This is a genomic window from Acetobacter sp. KSO5, from assembly GCF_044094635.1.
In the GTDB taxonomy this organism is placed as follows: Bacteria; Pseudomonadota; Alphaproteobacteria; order Acetobacterales; family Acetobacteraceae; genus Acetobacter; species Acetobacter cerevisiae.
Genome location: NZ_CP172014.1, coordinates 1,650,986 through 1,666,566, shown reverse-complemented (window position 1 = coordinate 1,666,566; position 15,581 = coordinate 1,650,986). Strand labels below are relative to the sequence as shown.

Genomic DNA, 15,581 nt, shown 5'->3' with positions numbered 1-15,581 from the left:
CGTTACCCGCACACCGTGTCGTAAAGTAGTTTGAAATTCAGGATCAGGATCAGACCAGCCACACCCCATGAAAGAAATGAGACAGGGCGAGAGAGCGCAAACTCCCCCATTTTCTGGCGATCAGACACAAACCAGACGAGCGGAATCACCGCAAAGGGCAACTGCATGGAGAGGACGATCTGACTGAATACCAGCAGATCTCCGGTCCCTTTAGAGCCCCATAACAGCGTGACCAGAATAACCGGCAGAATAGCCAGTCCACGCGTCAGCAACCGTCGTGCCCACGGCGCCATGCGGAGGTGCAGAAACCCTTCCATGACAATCTGCCCGGCCAGCGTGCCGGTTACGGTCGAATTGGTGCCCGCCGCCAGAAGGGCTACGGCAAATAGCGTGGATGCAATACCAAGTCCGAGAAGTGGAGAGATCAGCTTGTAGGCCTGATCAATCTCCGCAACGTCCTGATGTCCGGTTGTATGGAAAGCCGCAGCGGCAACAATCAGGATGCCCGCATTCACAAACAGAGCGAGCATCAGGGCGATGGTGCTGTCCAGCGTGGCCCAGCGAATAGCTTCCCGCCTGCCAGCAGATGTCCGCGCATAGGTGCGTGTCTGCACCAGTGCGGAGTGCAGATAGAGATTGTGCGGCATGACTGTCGCACCGACGATGCCGATGGCGACATAGAGCATCTGTGGGTTGGTCAGAATAACCGGGGAGGGGATGAAGCCCTTCATAATGGCCGCAACTGGCGGGGATGCCGCAGCAATCTGGAAGGCAAAGCACACGGCAATCAGGCTGAGCAGCGCCATGACAAATGCCTCCAGCCACCGGAAACCCAGACGCATCAACAGCAACAGCACAATGGCATCGAGCGCAGAAAGACAGGCTCCCAGCAGGAGCGGCATGCCGAAGAGCAGTTGAAGCGCTATGGCGGTCCCAATCACTTCGGCCAGATCGCATGCGATAATCGCGACCTCACAAGCCAGCCAGAGCAGAATGTTCACACTCCGCGGAAAATAAGCCCGGCACGCCTGCGCAAGATCATGCCCTGTCGCAATCCCCAACCGGGCGGCGAGGGATTGCAGCAGAATGGCCATCAGGTTGGACAGCATGATGACGGACAGCAGCGTAAAGCCAAACTGCGCCCCGCCGGCCAGGTCGGTCGCCCAGTTGCCGGGGTCCATATAGCCGACGGACACCATGTAACCCGGGCCCACAAACGCCAGAAAGCGCCGCAGTCTGGACGCACCTTCCGGCACAGCAATGGAGGCGTGCGCTTCGGGCAGACTTAGCCTGCTCTCCTGTGCCGAAAAAACAGAACTCAGGGCTGTGCGGAGGTGTGAGGCGGGAGATACGGGCATGCGATGAAGGGCTTTATCGAAAAGTGATTTCGAACATTACAAACGGATTCCAGAAATATGCAATAGGCTATAAGGTAAAGTCTTTGCGTTTTTGTGGCGCGCCAGAATCCAAACAACCTCGGCGTGAAGATGCTTTTGCTGACGGACCGAATTCGCTATAGCTCCCTCACCATGCTGTTACGCGGAGATCCTCAGGTGAAAGAACGCCAGCCCGTCATGCCGGATGTTGAAAGCCAGAGTGAGGGCTTTCGGCATGCACGGGAGGCACGACGCAATGTTCTGATTGAGGACTATGTCGAACTGATTGATGACCTGCTGACAGAAGGGCAGGAGGCCCGTCAGGTCGATATTGCCGACCGGCTCGGCGTCTCTCAGCCGACAGTCGCCAAAATGCTGGTCCGTCTGGAAGCGGAGGGGTTTGTCACCCGCAAGCCCTATCGCGGCGTATTTTTGACTGAGACTGGCGTTGCGCTGGCGGAAACTGTCCGGGCGCGGCATCAACTGGTGGAAGAGTTTCTGCTCGCCCTTGGGGTGGATGCCGTCACAGCCCGTCTGGATGCCGAGGGCATGGAGCATTTTGTGAGTGATGCCACGCTGGAAGCGTTCCGCAGGGCGTTAAAAACCGGAACGCTGAAGCCGCAGCAATTTTAAAAAGCTGTCAATTTTGCGTCTCTTCTCTTGCCTTTAAGCGGGCAAGACCATAAGAGGAAGCGCCAATGGTCGGTGACCTGCGGCGATACTCTGCTGTCGGGTGCCCCCAATCGCAATCTGGTCAAGGGTTCCCGTTGTATGACTTCTTCCCCCTACAGCCGTGTTACCGAAGCCTTGGCGTTTGATGACGTTCTCGTCGTTCCCGCTGCTTCTGAGGTTGTCCCCAACCAGACGTCCGTTCGCACACGTCTGACACGCTCCATTGAGCTCAATATTCCGCTGGTTTCTGCCGCCATGGACACGGTGACGGAAGATCAGATGGCCATCGCCATGGCGCAGCAGGGCGGCCTTGGCGTGATTCACAAGAACCTGACGCCGGAAGAACAGGCTGAGCATGTTCGCCGCGTCAAGCGCTTCGAATCGGGCATGGTGGTTAATCCTGTAACCGTCGGACCGGATCAGACGCTGGCTGAAGTGCGCGAGATCATGCAGCGCAACGGCATCAGCGGTCTGCCGGTGGTTGAGCAGGGCACGCAAAAGCTGATCGGCATCATCACCAACCGTGACGTGCGCTTTGCTGTTGACCCCAACCAGCGCGTTTCCGAGCTGATGACGCATGACGGACTGGTGACGGTGCGTGACGGGGCAGACCCGGACACAGCTCGCCAGCTTCTGCATAAGCACCGCATTGAAAAGCTTCTGGTGGTGGATGAGGCCGACCGTTGCGTCGGGATCATCACCGTCAAGGACATGGATAAAGCCGTTGCTTACCCGCTGGCTATCAAGGACAGCCTCGGCCGCCTGCGCTGCGCCGCGGCGACCGGTGTGGGTGATGACGGGTTTAACCGCGCAAAATTGCTGGTAGACGCCGGGGTGGACGTGCTGGTGGTGGACACTGCCCACGGTCATTCCTCCGGCGTGCTGCGGGCTGTCGAACGCCTGAAAGCGCTTGATAGCAACATTCAGATTGTTGCCGGTAACGTGGCCACGCCGGAAGCCGCACAGGCACTGGTTGCATCCGGCGCCGACTGCGTGAAAATCGGCATTGGTCCGGGGTCCATCTGCACCACGCGTATCGTGGCCGGTGTGGGCGTGCCGCAGTTCTCTGCTGTGCTGGAAACATCTGTTGCCTGCCGTGAACTGAACATTCCCTGCATTGCTGATGGTGGCATCCGCACATCGGGTGACATTGTAAAGGCGATTGGTGCCGGCGCTAATGTCGTGATGGTGGGCTCTCTGCTGGCTGGCACGGAAGAAGCTCCGGGTGAAGTCTTCCTGTATCAGGGCCGTTCCTACAAATCCTACCGCGGCATGGGCAGCCTTGGCGCCATGGCGCGTGGCTCGGCAGACCGTTACTTCCAGCAGGAAGTGCGGGACTCTCTGAAGCTGGTGCCGGAGGGGATTGAAGGCCGCGTTGCTTATAAAGGCGGGATGGCAGCCGTTATCCACCAGCTGGTGGGTGGCCTGAAAGCCGGTATGGGCTATACCGGGTCTCCGGAACTCAAAGACCTTCAGCAGAATGCGCGTTTCCGTCGCATTACTGGTGCCGGTCTGCGTGAAAGCCATGTTCATGACGTGTCCATCACGCGTGAAGCCCCTAACTATCGTCGGGACTGAACCTTACCTATGACTCCTTCTGCTCGGCTGGGTGCCTCCATTGATCTTCTGACAGCTATGGAGGCTGCTCCCAGAAAACCGGCTGACGCCGTTGCCAACAGCTTTTTTCGTGAACGGCGTTATATCGGTGGGGGAGACCGTCGGGCAGTTTCCGGCATGGTCTGGGAAATCATGCGGGCCTGGCGTCGGCTCGGCTGGTGGCTGACCAAGTGCGGAGCCGATATTACCCCGCGCACTCTTGCTGCCGCCAACCTTGTGCTCAAGGGCTGGCCTGCGCGGGAAATTGCAGACCTCTTTGCTGAGGGCCGCTTTGCTCCGGGTGCGCTGACCTATGCCGAGCAGGATGTTGTATCCGCTCTGGCTGGCGGCACGCTGGATAACGCGGATATGCCGCGTGCGGTTCGGCTGGAATTGCCAGACTGGCTTTTGCCGCGTCTGGAAGAAACATTTGGCGACACGCTGGATGCCGAACTGGCAGCCCTTTCTGAGCCTGCAACACTGGATCTGCGCGTTAACATCCTCCGCACAAGCCGGCGGGATGCGCAAAATGCGCTGGGGCGTGAAGGGCTGCATGCGATCTTAACACCGCTTTCTCCCTGGGGCCTGCGATTGAACGGGCGTCTGCCTGTTACGTCCACCACGCCCTTCAAGGATGGTCGGATCGAAATTCAGGACGAAGGCAGCCAGCTTGTTGCTGCCATCATGGGGGTAACCCCGGAAATGCGCGTTCTGGATTACTGTGCCGGGGCCGGTGGCAAGACGCTGGCTATGGCCATGATGATGGAAAACAAAGGACATATTGCTGCGTGCGATGTGTCTGAAGTCCGTCTGGATGGCGCGGTGCGCCGCCTGCGTCGCGCCGGTGTGCATAATGTAGAACGTCACCTGCTGAAAACCGGGGACAAATGGGCCAAGCGTCGCGCGAAGTCGTTTGACCGCGTTCTGGTCGATGCGCCGTGCAGCGGCACAGGCACATGGCGGCGTAATCCTGACGCCCGGTTGCGGATGACGGAACAGGATCTGGAAGAATTGCTGGTCAAGCAGGCCGAAATTCTGGACAGAGCCTCATCTCTCGTCAAACCGGGTGGCCGGATGGTCTATGCGACCTGTTCCGTGTTGCGGGCAGAAAATGCCAGTCAGGTAGAAGCCTTCCTGAAACGCCATCCTGATTTCCAGCTTGTGCCGTCAGACAGCACGGCGCTGCCTGAATCCTTGCGCGGCACGTCCATGTTTTCACTGACGCCGCATCAAAATGAAACCGATGGTTTTTTTGCTGCCGTGTTAGAGCGCAAGCCGGAACAGGGCGCTGAGACAACAGAGCTTTAAGAGTAGATCTGCTCGACAAAAAATTGAGTATCTAACTTATTAGGCCTGTGCATAATTCATTGCCGTTGTGTCACGCACAGGCGTGAAGCAGGGTTTATTAAGATGGATACCCATGAGTGAAAGTGTACTGATCTTCCTCTTTTGTGTTCTGGGCGGCAGCATGCTCGCGCAGTGGACGGCATGGCGCTTCCGCCTGCCAGCCATTGTGCTGCTGTTTAGTCTTGGCCTGCTTTATGGGCCTGTACTGGAAATTCTGCATCCATCTGAGATGATGGGGGCGGCCTTTCATCCCCTGGTCTCGCTTGCCGTTGCTCTGATCGTGTTTGAGGGCGGCCTGATACTGGACTTCAGGCAACTGAAAGAAGCGGGGGAAGGGGTTCTGCGCCTCACCCTCGTAGCTCTCCCGCTCAATCTCATTCTGGGCAGTTTGGCGGCCCATTATATTGGCGGGATGGGCTGGGGGCCGGCATTTCTGTTTGGCTCCATTATTGTCGTCACCGGGCCGACAGTTGTTCTGCCCTTGCTGCGCAGTGCCAAGCTCCAACCTAAAATAGCGGCTTTTCTACGATGGGAAGCCATTGTGAATGATCCGGTCGGGGCTATTCTGGCAACGCTGGTGCTGGAAGTGCTGCTGATGCGCCCAGGTGAGGGGTCCGGCACCTTCTTCGGCTTCATTCTGCCGCATATGCTGGCCAGTGCCGGGCTGACCATTGCGCTGGGTATTGGGGCGGCAATGGGTGTGCGCTGGCTTCTGGTGCGGGACCTGATGCCGGAAGTGCTGAAAAGCTCTATCCTGATCACCATTGCACTTGTCCTTTTTGCCCTCGGCACCCTTACAATGGATGGGGCCGGGCTGATTGCCTCCACGGTCTTCGGCATGGCGCTCGTTAATCTGCGTATTCCGGGCATGGCCGAAATCCAGCGGATGAAAGAATCTCTGGTTGTTCTGATTGTCTCGGTGCTGTTTGTACTGCTGACGGCAGACCTCCAGCGGACACAGCTTTCCAACCTCTCATGGTCCATTGGCGCGCTGACACTAGCCGTTCTGTTTCTGGTGCGACCGCTGGGGATTTTTCTTGCCACCATGGGGTCCAGCCTGAGCTGGGCAGAACGTATTTTTGTAGGCTGGATTGCTCCGCGCGGGATTGTTGCGGCTGCTGTAGCCGGCATTGCCGGGCTGCGGTTGCAGGATGCCGGGTATCCGGGGGCCGATCTGGTCATGCCCGCCGTGTTCGCTGTGATCGCATCCACCATGATCCTGCATGGTTTTTCCCTGCGTCCGCTTGGCCGTAAACTGAAGCTGACCTTGTCGGATGAACAGGCTCTGGCGATTGTCGGGGCGAATGACTGGTCAACCGGTCTCGCCATCGCCGTCCATCGGGCAGGGGCACCTGTTCTGCTGGTCGATAATTCCCGGCAGGATCTGCAGAGGGCTGAAAAGGCTGGCGTTCCTGTGCTGAGAGCAGAAGTGCTATCAGAAGAAGGGGCGGAAAGTCTGGAAGAGCGTCCCGGTGATTATCTGATCGCGGCAACACCTGACGCTATTTATAATGGACTGGTCTGCGCCCATCTTGCCCCCCATTTTGGCCGTCAGCGCGTCTATCAGGTCAGTCCGGGTATTGCGCGGCTGGACTTGTATCGCGGCCTGAGCCGGGATGCTCGTGGCAAGGTGCTGGGGGAACCTTCGTGGAATTTCACGCTTCTGGACACACTTATTCGGGAAGGCTGGCAGTTTAGAAGCGTTGAGGTCACAGCGGACAATCAGGAAACTCTCCTGCAGGAAAGCAGCAACCTTCTGGTGGTCCTCGTGTTGCAGAAGGGGGTTTCGATGACGATTGTCTCGGAAGAAGATGAAGCTCTGTCTCCGCCTGAAGTTGGTCAATGCGTCATCGCTCTGGTTCCGCCCATACACGAGAAGCCGGAAGAGAAGGCCGGTTAGCCTTCTTTAGCCCGGAGAGTGGACCTGCACGGCATCCGCTCCGGCAGCCAGAACGGTGCGTAAATCTGATTCGCTGAGGGCAAGACAGCCTTCAGTCGGGGTGCGATCTGGACGTTGCAAATGCATAAAAATGGCCGAACCGCGCCCTGAGACGGCGGGATTATCGTTGTATCCCATCACGACTATGAGATCATAAACATGGTCTTCACGCCATAACTGCTCATGCCGGGCCGGGTGAGGGAGCCTGACAAAGCGATTGTAATCAGGGCTTTGCGGGGCATCACACCACCCATCTTGGGGGCTAAGTGGTTCAACCGGAAGTATTGTTTTCGGCTTTAATAGCCGATCTGCCCGGTAATACACTTTTCTGAGAGGGAAAATACCAATGGGGGTCGCATGATCGCCCTCCTGCTTTTGCTCTGTCAGACCATTCTTTCCAATTACGGCGCTCATGACTTTGTGTCCGCAATGCAGTTGTGCGTCAGAACCGCTGTATGAAGCGGACAAGAGGTGTATCATCATAGTCAAAGATTGCCCGTTCGCAGATTTTTCATGAAGGTCGCATAGCACGCTCACACTAGAGGTCTGAGCGAAATCGTGACAAGTTTATGAGAAGACGAACAGACGAGACAGCCCGACCAGAAGGCTGACACTGAGGAGATGAAAACCCAATGACGGGTGCACGTCCAATATTGGTTGTTGATGACGACCGGATACTTCGCCAGACCCTTGTTGAGCAACTGCAGCTTGAGGGAGAATTCACCGTTCAGGAAGCAGCGTCTCTGGCTGAGGCGCGCGAAAAACTGAAGACGCCGGATAGCCGGTTTGATGCACTTCTGCTGGATGTTAGCCTGCCCGATGGCGATGGACGTGACTTCTGTGCTGAACTGCGGAAAGACGGTCTGCGCATGCCCATCATCATGCTGACGGGTTCAGACGATGAAGCGGATATTGTGCGCGGACTGGATGCTGGCGCCAATGATTACGTAGCCAAGCCTTTCCGGATTGCAGAACTGCTGGCCCGCCTGCGCGCTCAGATGCGTCTGTTTGAAAACAGTGAAGACGCAGTGTTCAGTATCGGGCCATACACATTCCGCCCGTCTGCCAAGCTGCTTCAGGAACCACTGAAGAACCGCCGTATCCGTCTGACGGAAAAAGAAACGGCCATTCTGAAGTTCCTCTACCGTGCAGGCACACGCCCGGTGCCGCGCCAGGTGCTGCTGAATGAGGTCTGGGGCTACAATGCCGCAGTTACCACGCATACGCTGGAAACGCACATCTATCGCCTGCGCCAGAAAATCGAACCCGATCCGGCCAATGCAACGCTGCTGATTACAGAAGGGGGTGGCTACCGCCTGAACCCGGAAGTGGCGGCAGTTCCTGCGCACTGAAAAGCTAAGGCATAAGAACGCTAATACGGATCAGACTGCTCTGTCTGATCCGTATTTTTTTGTCTAAATGATCTGAAATTTTTCAGATCAGACCTTCTTCTTTCAGGGCTTTCTGGGCTGCTGGCCGGCCAAAAACGCTATCTCGCAACGCCACGGCTTTGGGGTAAGCGGAAATGTCTATTTTAAGCGGCCCGGTCCAGTTCAGGATAACAGCCATAAGGGCATCAGCCTGCGTGAACCCGACAGGGAGCAGATAGCTATTTGTGCCGCTTGCCAGTTGCGCTTCGACCTGCGTTAGACGCCGTTTGATGAGGACCAGCAACTTCTCACGCGTGACGTCAGGCACATCCGGCGCGAAGAGCGCACCAATAGCGCTATGCACATCCTCACAGAAGCCCACTGCCTCAAGCAGACGGTAAAATTCGATGGTGTCTGGAGTAGGGTGGAAAGCCTTATTGTCAGATTGCTGACCAATATAGGTCAGAACGGCAACATTTTGCGTCAGAACAACGCCCGGAGAAACTTCGAGGGCCGGAACTGCTCCACGAGGGTTGATGGCTGTGTAGTCCCGACCATCGGCCGTTTTCTTCTCTTTCAGGTTCACCTGCACAAGCTCATGCGGCAAGCCTGTTTCGTTCAGCATGATATGGGCCGCAAGCGAACATGCGCCTGGTGCGTAATACAGCTTCATTATGACACCTTTTGTTTTCACATTTGTAAAGAAAGCAGATTGCACAGGAAAATTCACCCTGCTTACAAAAAGCGTCGCATGAATTGGCAAGAGTGAGAAGAAGGTGAGCGTTGCACTATATTCTTGGCTGTTAGTTTATAGGGTGGGCAGAAAAAATTTGCGGCTAGAAAAGAATGGAATACCCAAGACGAGATAATGAAAATTTAACATTGAAAAGCAGAAGAGACATCCGCAGCCGAAGAGGTATCGTTAGGCTGAGGCGCTGTATGCGTTGCACCGGGCCGAAACCATTACAGAATTCTACAGGGCTGGTTGCGGAACTCTATAGCGCCACAGCCCCGGAAGCTGGCCGCAAAGACAGCGTAGCAACCGCCACACCGCCAAGGATTATAAGCACCTTCGCAAACGGTTCGGCATGGAAAATAAATGGGAGCCTGGTCCTTCGATTTGTGGGCGCTCTAGCAGCCTGTCGGGTTGGGGTACCCTGTGAAGGGGTGAGGTTGTAAGGTGGTGAGATGAGCAGCTTCATCCCGTTTGACCGGTCTCAGCCGTATCTTCTGCCTCCTGATCTGAAGTCGTGGCTTCCTGCTGACGATATGGCGCATTTCATTGTCGCAGCCGTTGAGCGGGTTCCGATGAGTGCGTTCTGCGTGCCAGTGCGCACGGGTGGCAAGGCACAGTACCATCCGCGTCTGATGTTGGCCCTTCTGATCTTCAGCTATGCGAACGGGTTGTTTTCCTCACGCCGGATCGAGCGGGCGACATATCGCGACATCGGGGTACGCTTCGTGGCGGCGAACCTGCATCCGGATCATGATACGATTGCGACCTTCCGCCGGACGAACCGGACAGCCATTGAAGCTGCATTTGCGCAGGTCCTGCTTCTGGCGCGCGAGACGGGTCTGCTGCGTCTGGGTGTAGTATCGATCGACGGCACGAAAATTGATGCCGACGCTTCGAAATACCGTTCCCTGCGCTACGACCGGATCAGGGCGCTGCGCGAACAGCTGGCGGTGGATATCGCGAAACTGATGGACCAGGCGGAGCACGCAGATGCCACAGACAGCGATCCGCAGGCATTGCCGGAAGCGCTTGCCCGACGGGAAACACTGAAAGCGAAGCTGGACGAAGCCTGCGCCCGGCTGGAAGCAGATGCGAAGGCGCAGGCCGAGGCGGCGCGATCGGCATACGAGAAAAAGAAGGCGGTGTATGACGCAAAAACAGGGCGTCGCGGCCGGGCGCCCAAACCGCCCGATGATGAACCACCACCCGACCGGCAGATCAGTCTGACCGATCCCGACAGCCGCCTCATGCGGCGTTCGGACGCTCACGAGTTCCGGCAGGCTTACAATGCCCAGGCCGTGGTCTGCGCCGAAGGCAGTCAGTTGATCGTGACAACCGACGTTGTCGCCACATCAGCGGACGCGCCGTCCTTTGCCAGCACCGTGCTGTCGATGGAAAGCACGATCGGTCTCCCAAAGACAGTGCTCGCCGACACCGGTTACGCCAACGGGCAGGCGGTCCGGGACCTGCGGAAAAAAGGCATCGATCCGCTGGTCGCCATCGGACGGCCTCGCGCCCGCAGGCCATATGATTTCCGGCCACCTCCTGAAAACACGGAGCCACGCCGGATAACCGAACCCTGGCGGCTTGCCATGAAGGACAGGCTGGAAACCACAGAAGCCGGAGATGTTTACAGACTACGAAAACAGACCGTTGAACCGGTCTTTGGAATTATCAAAAGCATCATGGGGTTCAGAAGATTCAGTCTGCGCAGCCTTGCAAAAGTCACGACCGAATGGACACTCGTCGCTCTCGCATACAACTGCAAAAGAATGGCACGGCTTCACGCAGCATAAGCCGGGTCAGCCTCGGCGTTATCAGCCGCAAAATGCCCAACCCGACAGGCTGCTAGATACTAGTATAGCTAAAAAGCCGCGGGCGCCTGGCACGGATTTACTCGTGCCAAAGGCCAATACTCCGTACCAAATCGGACCAATGTATTTTTGGGAAATAACCGGAAACCACGCAAGACCCGCACAAAACTGCGGTTTATCGTGGTGGGTGCGACAGGGATTGAACCTGTGACCCCCGCCGTGTGAAGGCCTGTCACCTGTTTCTTAACTTGCTGTTTTAATTCGGTTTTTTCTCTTCACTGGCGACTTGGCCCGGATATGGCACACATTTCTGAATTTCCACCCAGTCGTCATACGTCCACCATTTCCTGATCTGGGACCGGTAGTGGTCTGGCATCTTTTTAGCATAGCGCGCGACCATAGTGATGGTCTGCCAGCCCCCATCTTCCTTCAGTTTCAGTAAGTCCCGATGCACGCAGTAATGCCATGTCGCAAACGTATGGCGCAGGCAGTGCGGTGACATATCCGGCACAAACACTTTTTTCGGCCACCGTTCGCCCTTGGGTGTCCACACGCGCTCATGCCCTGACAAACCAGCCCGACGACACGCCGCAGCCCATGCGCTTTTGATCTGCCCGCCGCCAGTCCGGTTGGTGTCATGATAAGCATCCCCAACCACCCAGCGCAGCACACCCCGAGAATCGCGCCGCTTCTGGACTGGGCGGAACACGCGCCCCTCACGCCACGGGATGCCAGACAAGGCAATAAGTGCCACTGGCGACAAGTCGATGTGGCGCTCGTTCCCCTGTTTCTGCCAGACGACCGCGCGCGCTCCATCCAGATCCACGTCCTGCCAGTCCAGTTCCAGAGCTTCAGACATTCGGGCACCGGTCGCGATCAGGAAGACGAGCAGGGGACGGATATGGGGGGCAGCTTCGTTCACAAGCGCCGTCGCCTCTTCCGGGCGAAGAAACTGCATACGAACCTGCTCAACTTTGGGCCGCTCAAAGGCCGGCTTATCGCACCAGCCGCGGATTGCCGCCCATTCCAGCACGGCACGCAGGGGCGTTAGAACGGCCCGTATTTTTGTGGAGCCCTTGGCCTCGTTGCCTTGGGTAAGGATGGCGGTATAGGCACCATCCAACTCATGCTGGCCAATGGCGGATAACTTGATCTTGCCGAAGTAGTTAACCAACCGCAGCAAATGCCTTTGCGTCGTCTGGCTACGCAGCTCGGCATTAACGTACCCCACCACAGCATCAGAAAACGTGACTACCGCCCGTTTGCCGTAGACGCTCGCCTGCCAGAGTTCCGCCTCTCTTTTGGCCCGGAAAGCTTCTGCAAGTTTCGGGTCAGAAGTGTTTGTGCATTCGTAAACGCTTTCTCCGCCGACGGTACCACGGACGTAAAGCGCTTCCCTTCCTTTGCGTTTGACGATTTTGAGCGGCATTCCAGACTTTCGAGCAAGCGAGGGTAATCTTCAGCGCGGACCACCAGCTTTCCCCCAATCCTTCGGTGGGTTGGCTGGCCGTTAAACTCGGGATAATCGCGCAGATGGTTTAGCAGGTAGGTGCGGCCGACAATGCCGCGCAGGCGTTTCAATACGTCCGACAGCCTCATCAGGTCAGGCAGCGTCTCACCCATCAACCCCTCCCAGGCTATGCAGCGGAATGGGATTACGCAGGGCGCTGCCCCGCGGGATATCCAGCACGAGCAGGTTTGTTCCGGGAGCATCTTCCGGCAGGATATGCACCAAAGCCGCCGGTGCTGTGGCTTGCGAGCCATCCGGCAGGGTTAGGCGGTAATTGAGCGGATGGCCGCAGAGGGTGCGTTTGCGCTCCAGCTGGCAGACCTGCGGAAAGGCAAATTCCGGGAACTGCCCTGTGGCATCATAAACCTCGGCTTTGCCGGTGCAGGCGTGGGACTGGATGCCATAGGACGGCGGAGCTGAGGGCAGGGGCGTGCCGACCACGGCAGAATGGAAGCGACGGCCGAATTTGCGGAGTGATGTCAGGCGCATTTTTGCGGTTCCAGAATGTGCTTTGCGCTGTCTTCAAGGACTTCTGCGCGAAATGAAAACCAGTGTGCTTCGCCGCGGGTTTGATTAGCCAGCCGACGCCATGCAGCAGCTGCGGCCATGTTTCCGCTTACAGTGCAGGCCTCGCAGTAGCGGTCAAGCGCATCAGCATGTAGAAGGAATGTCTCGTTCTGTGCATGGAGCAGCGCGATATGACGGGCAGCTTCTGCACGCTTTTTCTCAGGCGAGAGATTGGGCATGCTCATGCTGCCACCTGCGCAGGCTTTTTCTTGAAAGCCATGTTCGTCGCAAAATTCAGGCGGGTGCCATAGTCCATATGGCCCGTCTTGCGGTTCAGGCTGCGCCTGAGCGTTCCCAGATCTTCCAGCACGAGGGCGAGATCTGTTTCGCGGTTAGCCATGGCGGCAAGGTCCAGCGTGCAGGTGCGGCTATGGCACACACGCAGAAGTTCATTTGTCAGATCGTAAACTTTATTCCGGCCTGCTGTGTCCTTTGCTGAGGACGCATCAATAACGCGGCGAATGATCTGCAGGACAGCCTTGCCTTCATCCACAGTGAGTGGGGTTGCAATGGATCTGTTTGCCTGTGTGGGCGACATAGCGGTTTCTCCATCACGGGTTGTGATAAAGAGACCATAAACTCATAATTGCGATTTTCGCAACATAAAAATTTCGAAAAACGAAATTATAAGGCGTCAGTTATAGGTTCATATCTGATTGAGGTCCCCCTCAACTCGTTGAGTTTAATCATGAGATGCTTTTCTGGTACATTCCATATCGCATACGACATATCATCGCCATTGCCAGAGTAACTTGCTGGTTTCCCGTATTTACCAGACAGCAAATCAAATGTCCTGATATAGTTGTATTCATCTCCCCTCATAACAATAGCTTTTAATTGATTGGTTGTTCCAAAAATATACCTAACGCTATATACCATATCAGCCACATGGTAGACGTCTTCTGCAAGTAAAACCCTCTCTGATCCAACAACGTTATACTGATATTGGACAGCTGGGTCAGTGCTTACACTATGAGCGTCGCTCACCTTTGATTGAACTTGATCTACAGACATTCCCCACCTGACCTGCTTCCAGTCTGCATGTGCTGGTTTAAGGAAAGAGCAAATCAATATGCATGATAAAAAAATGAACTTCTTCATGGAAAAACTCCTTATAGCGAAATATGAAAATCTACAGGTGCAATCCATTCTATCTTTGCGCCTATTATTGGTGGAACGTTTGGATTGACAGATATCAAGGAATAACTTCCTTCATCTTCACCCTTATAAATGGTCTTTAAAACAAGCCTTCCGTCCGCCAATTGCGCGACAACATCTTTTCCAAATAAGTTCATAGTCGGTTTTTCTAAGCCAGGAAGTCTGATACCTATTATTTCATTAGGTTTGTATCTTGGTGTCATAGACTCTCCTTTCACCCTGAGAGTGACACCCTTATAATAGAATATAGGTAATTCTATTACGTCAGTTTCCATTTCATCTTGATCATAAAGAACAACTCTATCAGCTGCAGAAACATATCCTGCAATTTTATATTCGCATATACTTTTAATTTCTATTCCCAAAGCTATTTTTATGTCTTTATCACTTTCCCCTAAAGCCGAAGCCATTTTTTCTATTTCGTCGGCTTGAATGCGGCGATCACCTTTTAACGTATTGGTGAATTTTGGTCCGGTTAGGCCGACAGCTTCCGCAAAGGCGTTTTGGCTTTTAAAGCCAGCCTTTTTTATTGCTTTTTTAAACCAATCTTTATCAATCGTCTTCTTCATGGATTATTTAATACCAGCAAGGACTGCGTTCGTCCGGTTCGAATTACGAAAAACGCAATGGAGCTATTGACTAAGTTATTGCGATAATCGTAATTATTGGACTGGAGGATGACTTCGTATGTGTGAAGATAACCCGGTCAAAGAGATTGTCTCATTGTTTGGCGGCCTGAAGCGGATGGCTGCGATAATGGGGCATAAAAATCACAGCACTATTTATGGCTGGGTTCGTGCTCAAAGAATTCCCGCTTGGCGCGATGCTGAACTTAAAAAGGCTGCTGGTGATAACGGTATCCAGATTCCAGCCAGCACATACAGCTCTGCATTCAGTAAAGCGCGGAACAATACGGCAGTAGCGGCATGAGTATCCATGCAGAGAACCATGCCACCCCGTCTGATGCGTGTCAGCTGAATGGTGTTCGGGGTGCTGGAGAAAGCAGCGTTACACCCGATTGGAAGAAAGTAGACGCTGAGTTTGTCAGTCTTCTGGATCAGATTGAACGCCTGCTTGTTTTGCAAGCGCCTCCAGTTCCTTCAGCTTTTTCTGAGTCTGCCTGCTCTGGCTGCTGGGCAAGTCATAGACATTGGATGCTTCGCCTTCTGGCTCTTCCCATGCACCAGTGGAAACGTAGGTTGTTAAATTGCAGGCTTCCGGGCCAAAATAAGGCTGATTTTTCGCGTGGTCTACGTTGCCCCAGTTCTCCCGTAACGCGCGGGCTTCTTTCAGAATGTCCTGATCAACCTGCCGGTCCATCTCTTTCTGAAAATCGAGACAGAAGCGATCAGGGTTGTCTGTGCGGGATGCTGCAACAAACAGCGCACGAACGGCATACTCAAGAGACAAGACTTTTTGCTGAAGTTGTTGGAACTCTGTCAAAGATACAGAAGCTTCTTCATCATCAGAATACATCGGAATCATCCTTTCTTGCT

17 protein-coding genes are annotated in these 15,581 nt (G+C 55.2%); 7 read left to right on the top strand and 10 right to left on the bottom strand.

Annotated features, from left to right (window positions below):
• Positions 1 to 2: 2 nt before the first annotated feature.
• Positions 3 to 1,358, bottom strand: a complete 1,356-nt coding sequence (locus ACHQGU_RS07650; protein ID WP_395494536.1) for an Nramp family divalent metal transporter — start codon at positions 1,356 to 1,358, stop codon at positions 3 to 5.
• Positions 1,359 to 1,529: 171 nt separating this feature from the next.
• Between ACHQGU_RS07650 and mntR the strand changes: the two genes are divergently transcribed.
• The 4 genes from mntR to ACHQGU_RS07630 all read left to right on the top strand — a co-directional run bounded on the left by mntR (position 1,530) and on the right by ACHQGU_RS07630 (position 6,891).
• Positions 1,530 to 2,009: a manganese-binding transcriptional regulator MntR gene (gene mntR, locus ACHQGU_RS07645; protein ID WP_062272389.1), complete on the top strand. Its 480-nt coding sequence runs from the start codon at positions 1,530 to 1,532 to the stop codon at positions 2,007 to 2,009.
• A gap of 138 nt (positions 2,010 to 2,147) precedes the next feature.
• Positions 2,148 to 3,626, top strand: a complete 1,479-nt coding sequence (guaB, locus tag ACHQGU_RS07640) for an IMP dehydrogenase (protein WP_395494535.1) — start codon at positions 2,148 to 2,150, stop codon at positions 3,624 to 3,626.
• A gap of 9 nt (positions 3,627 to 3,635) precedes the next feature.
• Positions 3,636 to 4,952 carry an RsmB/NOP family class I SAM-dependent RNA methyltransferase gene (locus tag ACHQGU_RS07635; RefSeq protein ID WP_395494534.1) on the top strand — a complete coding sequence of 439 codons (1,317 nt, stop codon included), beginning with the start codon at positions 3,636 to 3,638 and terminating at the stop codon, positions 4,950 to 4,952.
• A gap of 112 nt (positions 4,953 to 5,064) precedes the next feature.
• A complete protein-coding gene (locus ACHQGU_RS07630) occupies positions 5,065 to 6,891 on the top strand; it encodes a sodium:proton antiporter (RefSeq protein ID WP_062140385.1) in 1,827 nt (608 codons plus the stop codon).
• 6 nt (positions 6,892 to 6,897) lie between these two features.
• On the opposite strand, the gene ACHQGU_RS07625 is transcribed toward ACHQGU_RS07630, so the two are convergent.
• Positions 6,898 to 7,413 carry a L,D-transpeptidase gene (locus ACHQGU_RS07625; RefSeq protein ID WP_395496399.1) on the bottom strand — a complete coding sequence of 172 codons (516 nt, stop codon included), beginning with the start codon at positions 7,411 to 7,413 and terminating at the stop codon, positions 6,898 to 6,900.
• Between the two features lie 149 nt (positions 7,414 to 7,562).
• On the opposite strand from ACHQGU_RS07625, the gene ACHQGU_RS07620 reads away from it, so the two are divergent.
• Positions 7,563 to 8,282 carry a response regulator transcription factor gene (locus ACHQGU_RS07620; RefSeq protein WP_395494533.1) on the top strand — a complete coding sequence of 240 codons (720 nt, stop codon included), beginning with the start codon at positions 7,563 to 7,565 and terminating at the stop codon, positions 8,280 to 8,282.
• 82 nt (positions 8,283 to 8,364) lie between these two features.
• Here the strand turns inward: ACHQGU_RS07620 and ACHQGU_RS07615 are convergent, their stop codons facing one another.
• Positions 8,365 to 8,973 carry a glutathione S-transferase N-terminal domain-containing protein gene (locus tag ACHQGU_RS07615; RefSeq protein ID WP_062140381.1) on the bottom strand — a complete coding sequence of 203 codons (609 nt, stop codon included), beginning with the start codon at positions 8,971 to 8,973 and terminating at the stop codon, positions 8,365 to 8,367.
• 515 nt (positions 8,974 to 9,488) lie between these two features.
• Here ACHQGU_RS07615 and ACHQGU_RS07610 point away from each other — a divergent pair.
• Positions 9,489 to 10,832, top strand: coding sequence for an IS1182 family transposase (locus tag ACHQGU_RS07610; protein WP_395494532.1), 1,344 nt, complete (start codon positions 9,489 to 9,491; stop codon positions 10,830 to 10,832).
• Positions 10,833 to 11,106: 274 nt separating this feature from the next.
• Here the strand turns inward: ACHQGU_RS07610 and ACHQGU_RS07605 are convergent, their stop codons facing one another.
• From ACHQGU_RS07605 to ACHQGU_RS07580, 6 genes are all read right to left on the bottom strand, one after another.
• Positions 11,107 to 12,279 carry a tyrosine-type recombinase/integrase gene (locus tag ACHQGU_RS07605; RefSeq protein WP_395494531.1) on the bottom strand — a complete coding sequence of 391 codons (1,173 nt, stop codon included), beginning with the start codon at positions 12,277 to 12,279 and terminating at the stop codon, positions 11,107 to 11,109.
• Between the two features lie 186 nt (positions 12,280 to 12,465).
• Positions 12,466 to 12,849, bottom strand: coding sequence for a hypothetical protein (locus tag ACHQGU_RS07600; RefSeq protein WP_395494530.1), 384 nt, complete (start codon positions 12,847 to 12,849; stop codon positions 12,466 to 12,468).
• On the bottom strand, positions 12,840 to 13,112 hold the full coding sequence (locus ACHQGU_RS07595; protein WP_395494529.1) for a hypothetical protein: 273 nt from the start codon (positions 13,110 to 13,112) through the stop codon (positions 12,840 to 12,842). Before ACHQGU_RS07595 ends, ACHQGU_RS07600 begins: the two co-directional genes overlap by 10 nt.
• A complete protein-coding gene (locus ACHQGU_RS07590; protein ID WP_395494528.1) occupies positions 13,109 to 13,465 on the bottom strand; it encodes a hypothetical protein in 357 nt (118 codons plus the stop codon). The genes ACHQGU_RS07595 and ACHQGU_RS07590 overlap by 4 nt, the downstream gene beginning before the upstream one ends.
• Before the next feature lie 86 nt (positions 13,466 to 13,551).
• Positions 13,552 to 14,028, bottom strand: a complete 477-nt coding sequence (locus ACHQGU_RS07585) for a hypothetical protein (protein ID WP_395494527.1) — start codon at positions 14,026 to 14,028, stop codon at positions 13,552 to 13,554.
• Between the two features lie 11 nt (positions 14,029 to 14,039).
• The gene (locus ACHQGU_RS07580; RefSeq protein WP_395494526.1) at positions 14,040 to 14,654 is read right to left on the bottom strand and encodes a helix-turn-helix transcriptional regulator; all 615 of its coding nucleotides are present in this window, start codon (positions 14,652 to 14,654) and stop codon (positions 14,040 to 14,042) included.
• A gap of 118 nt (positions 14,655 to 14,772) precedes the next feature.
• On the opposite strand from ACHQGU_RS07580, the gene ACHQGU_RS07575 reads away from it, so the two are divergent.
• Positions 14,773 to 15,015: a carph-isopro domain-containing protein gene (locus ACHQGU_RS07575; protein WP_395494525.1), complete on the top strand. Its 243-nt coding sequence runs from the start codon at positions 14,773 to 14,775 to the stop codon at positions 15,013 to 15,015.
• Positions 15,016 to 15,129: 114 nt separating this feature from the next.
• Here the strand turns inward: ACHQGU_RS07575 and ACHQGU_RS07570 are convergent, their stop codons facing one another.
• Positions 15,130 to 15,561, bottom strand: coding sequence for a hypothetical protein (locus tag ACHQGU_RS07570; protein WP_395494524.1), 432 nt, complete (start codon positions 15,559 to 15,561; stop codon positions 15,130 to 15,132).
• Positions 15,562 to 15,581 lie beyond the last annotated feature (20 nt).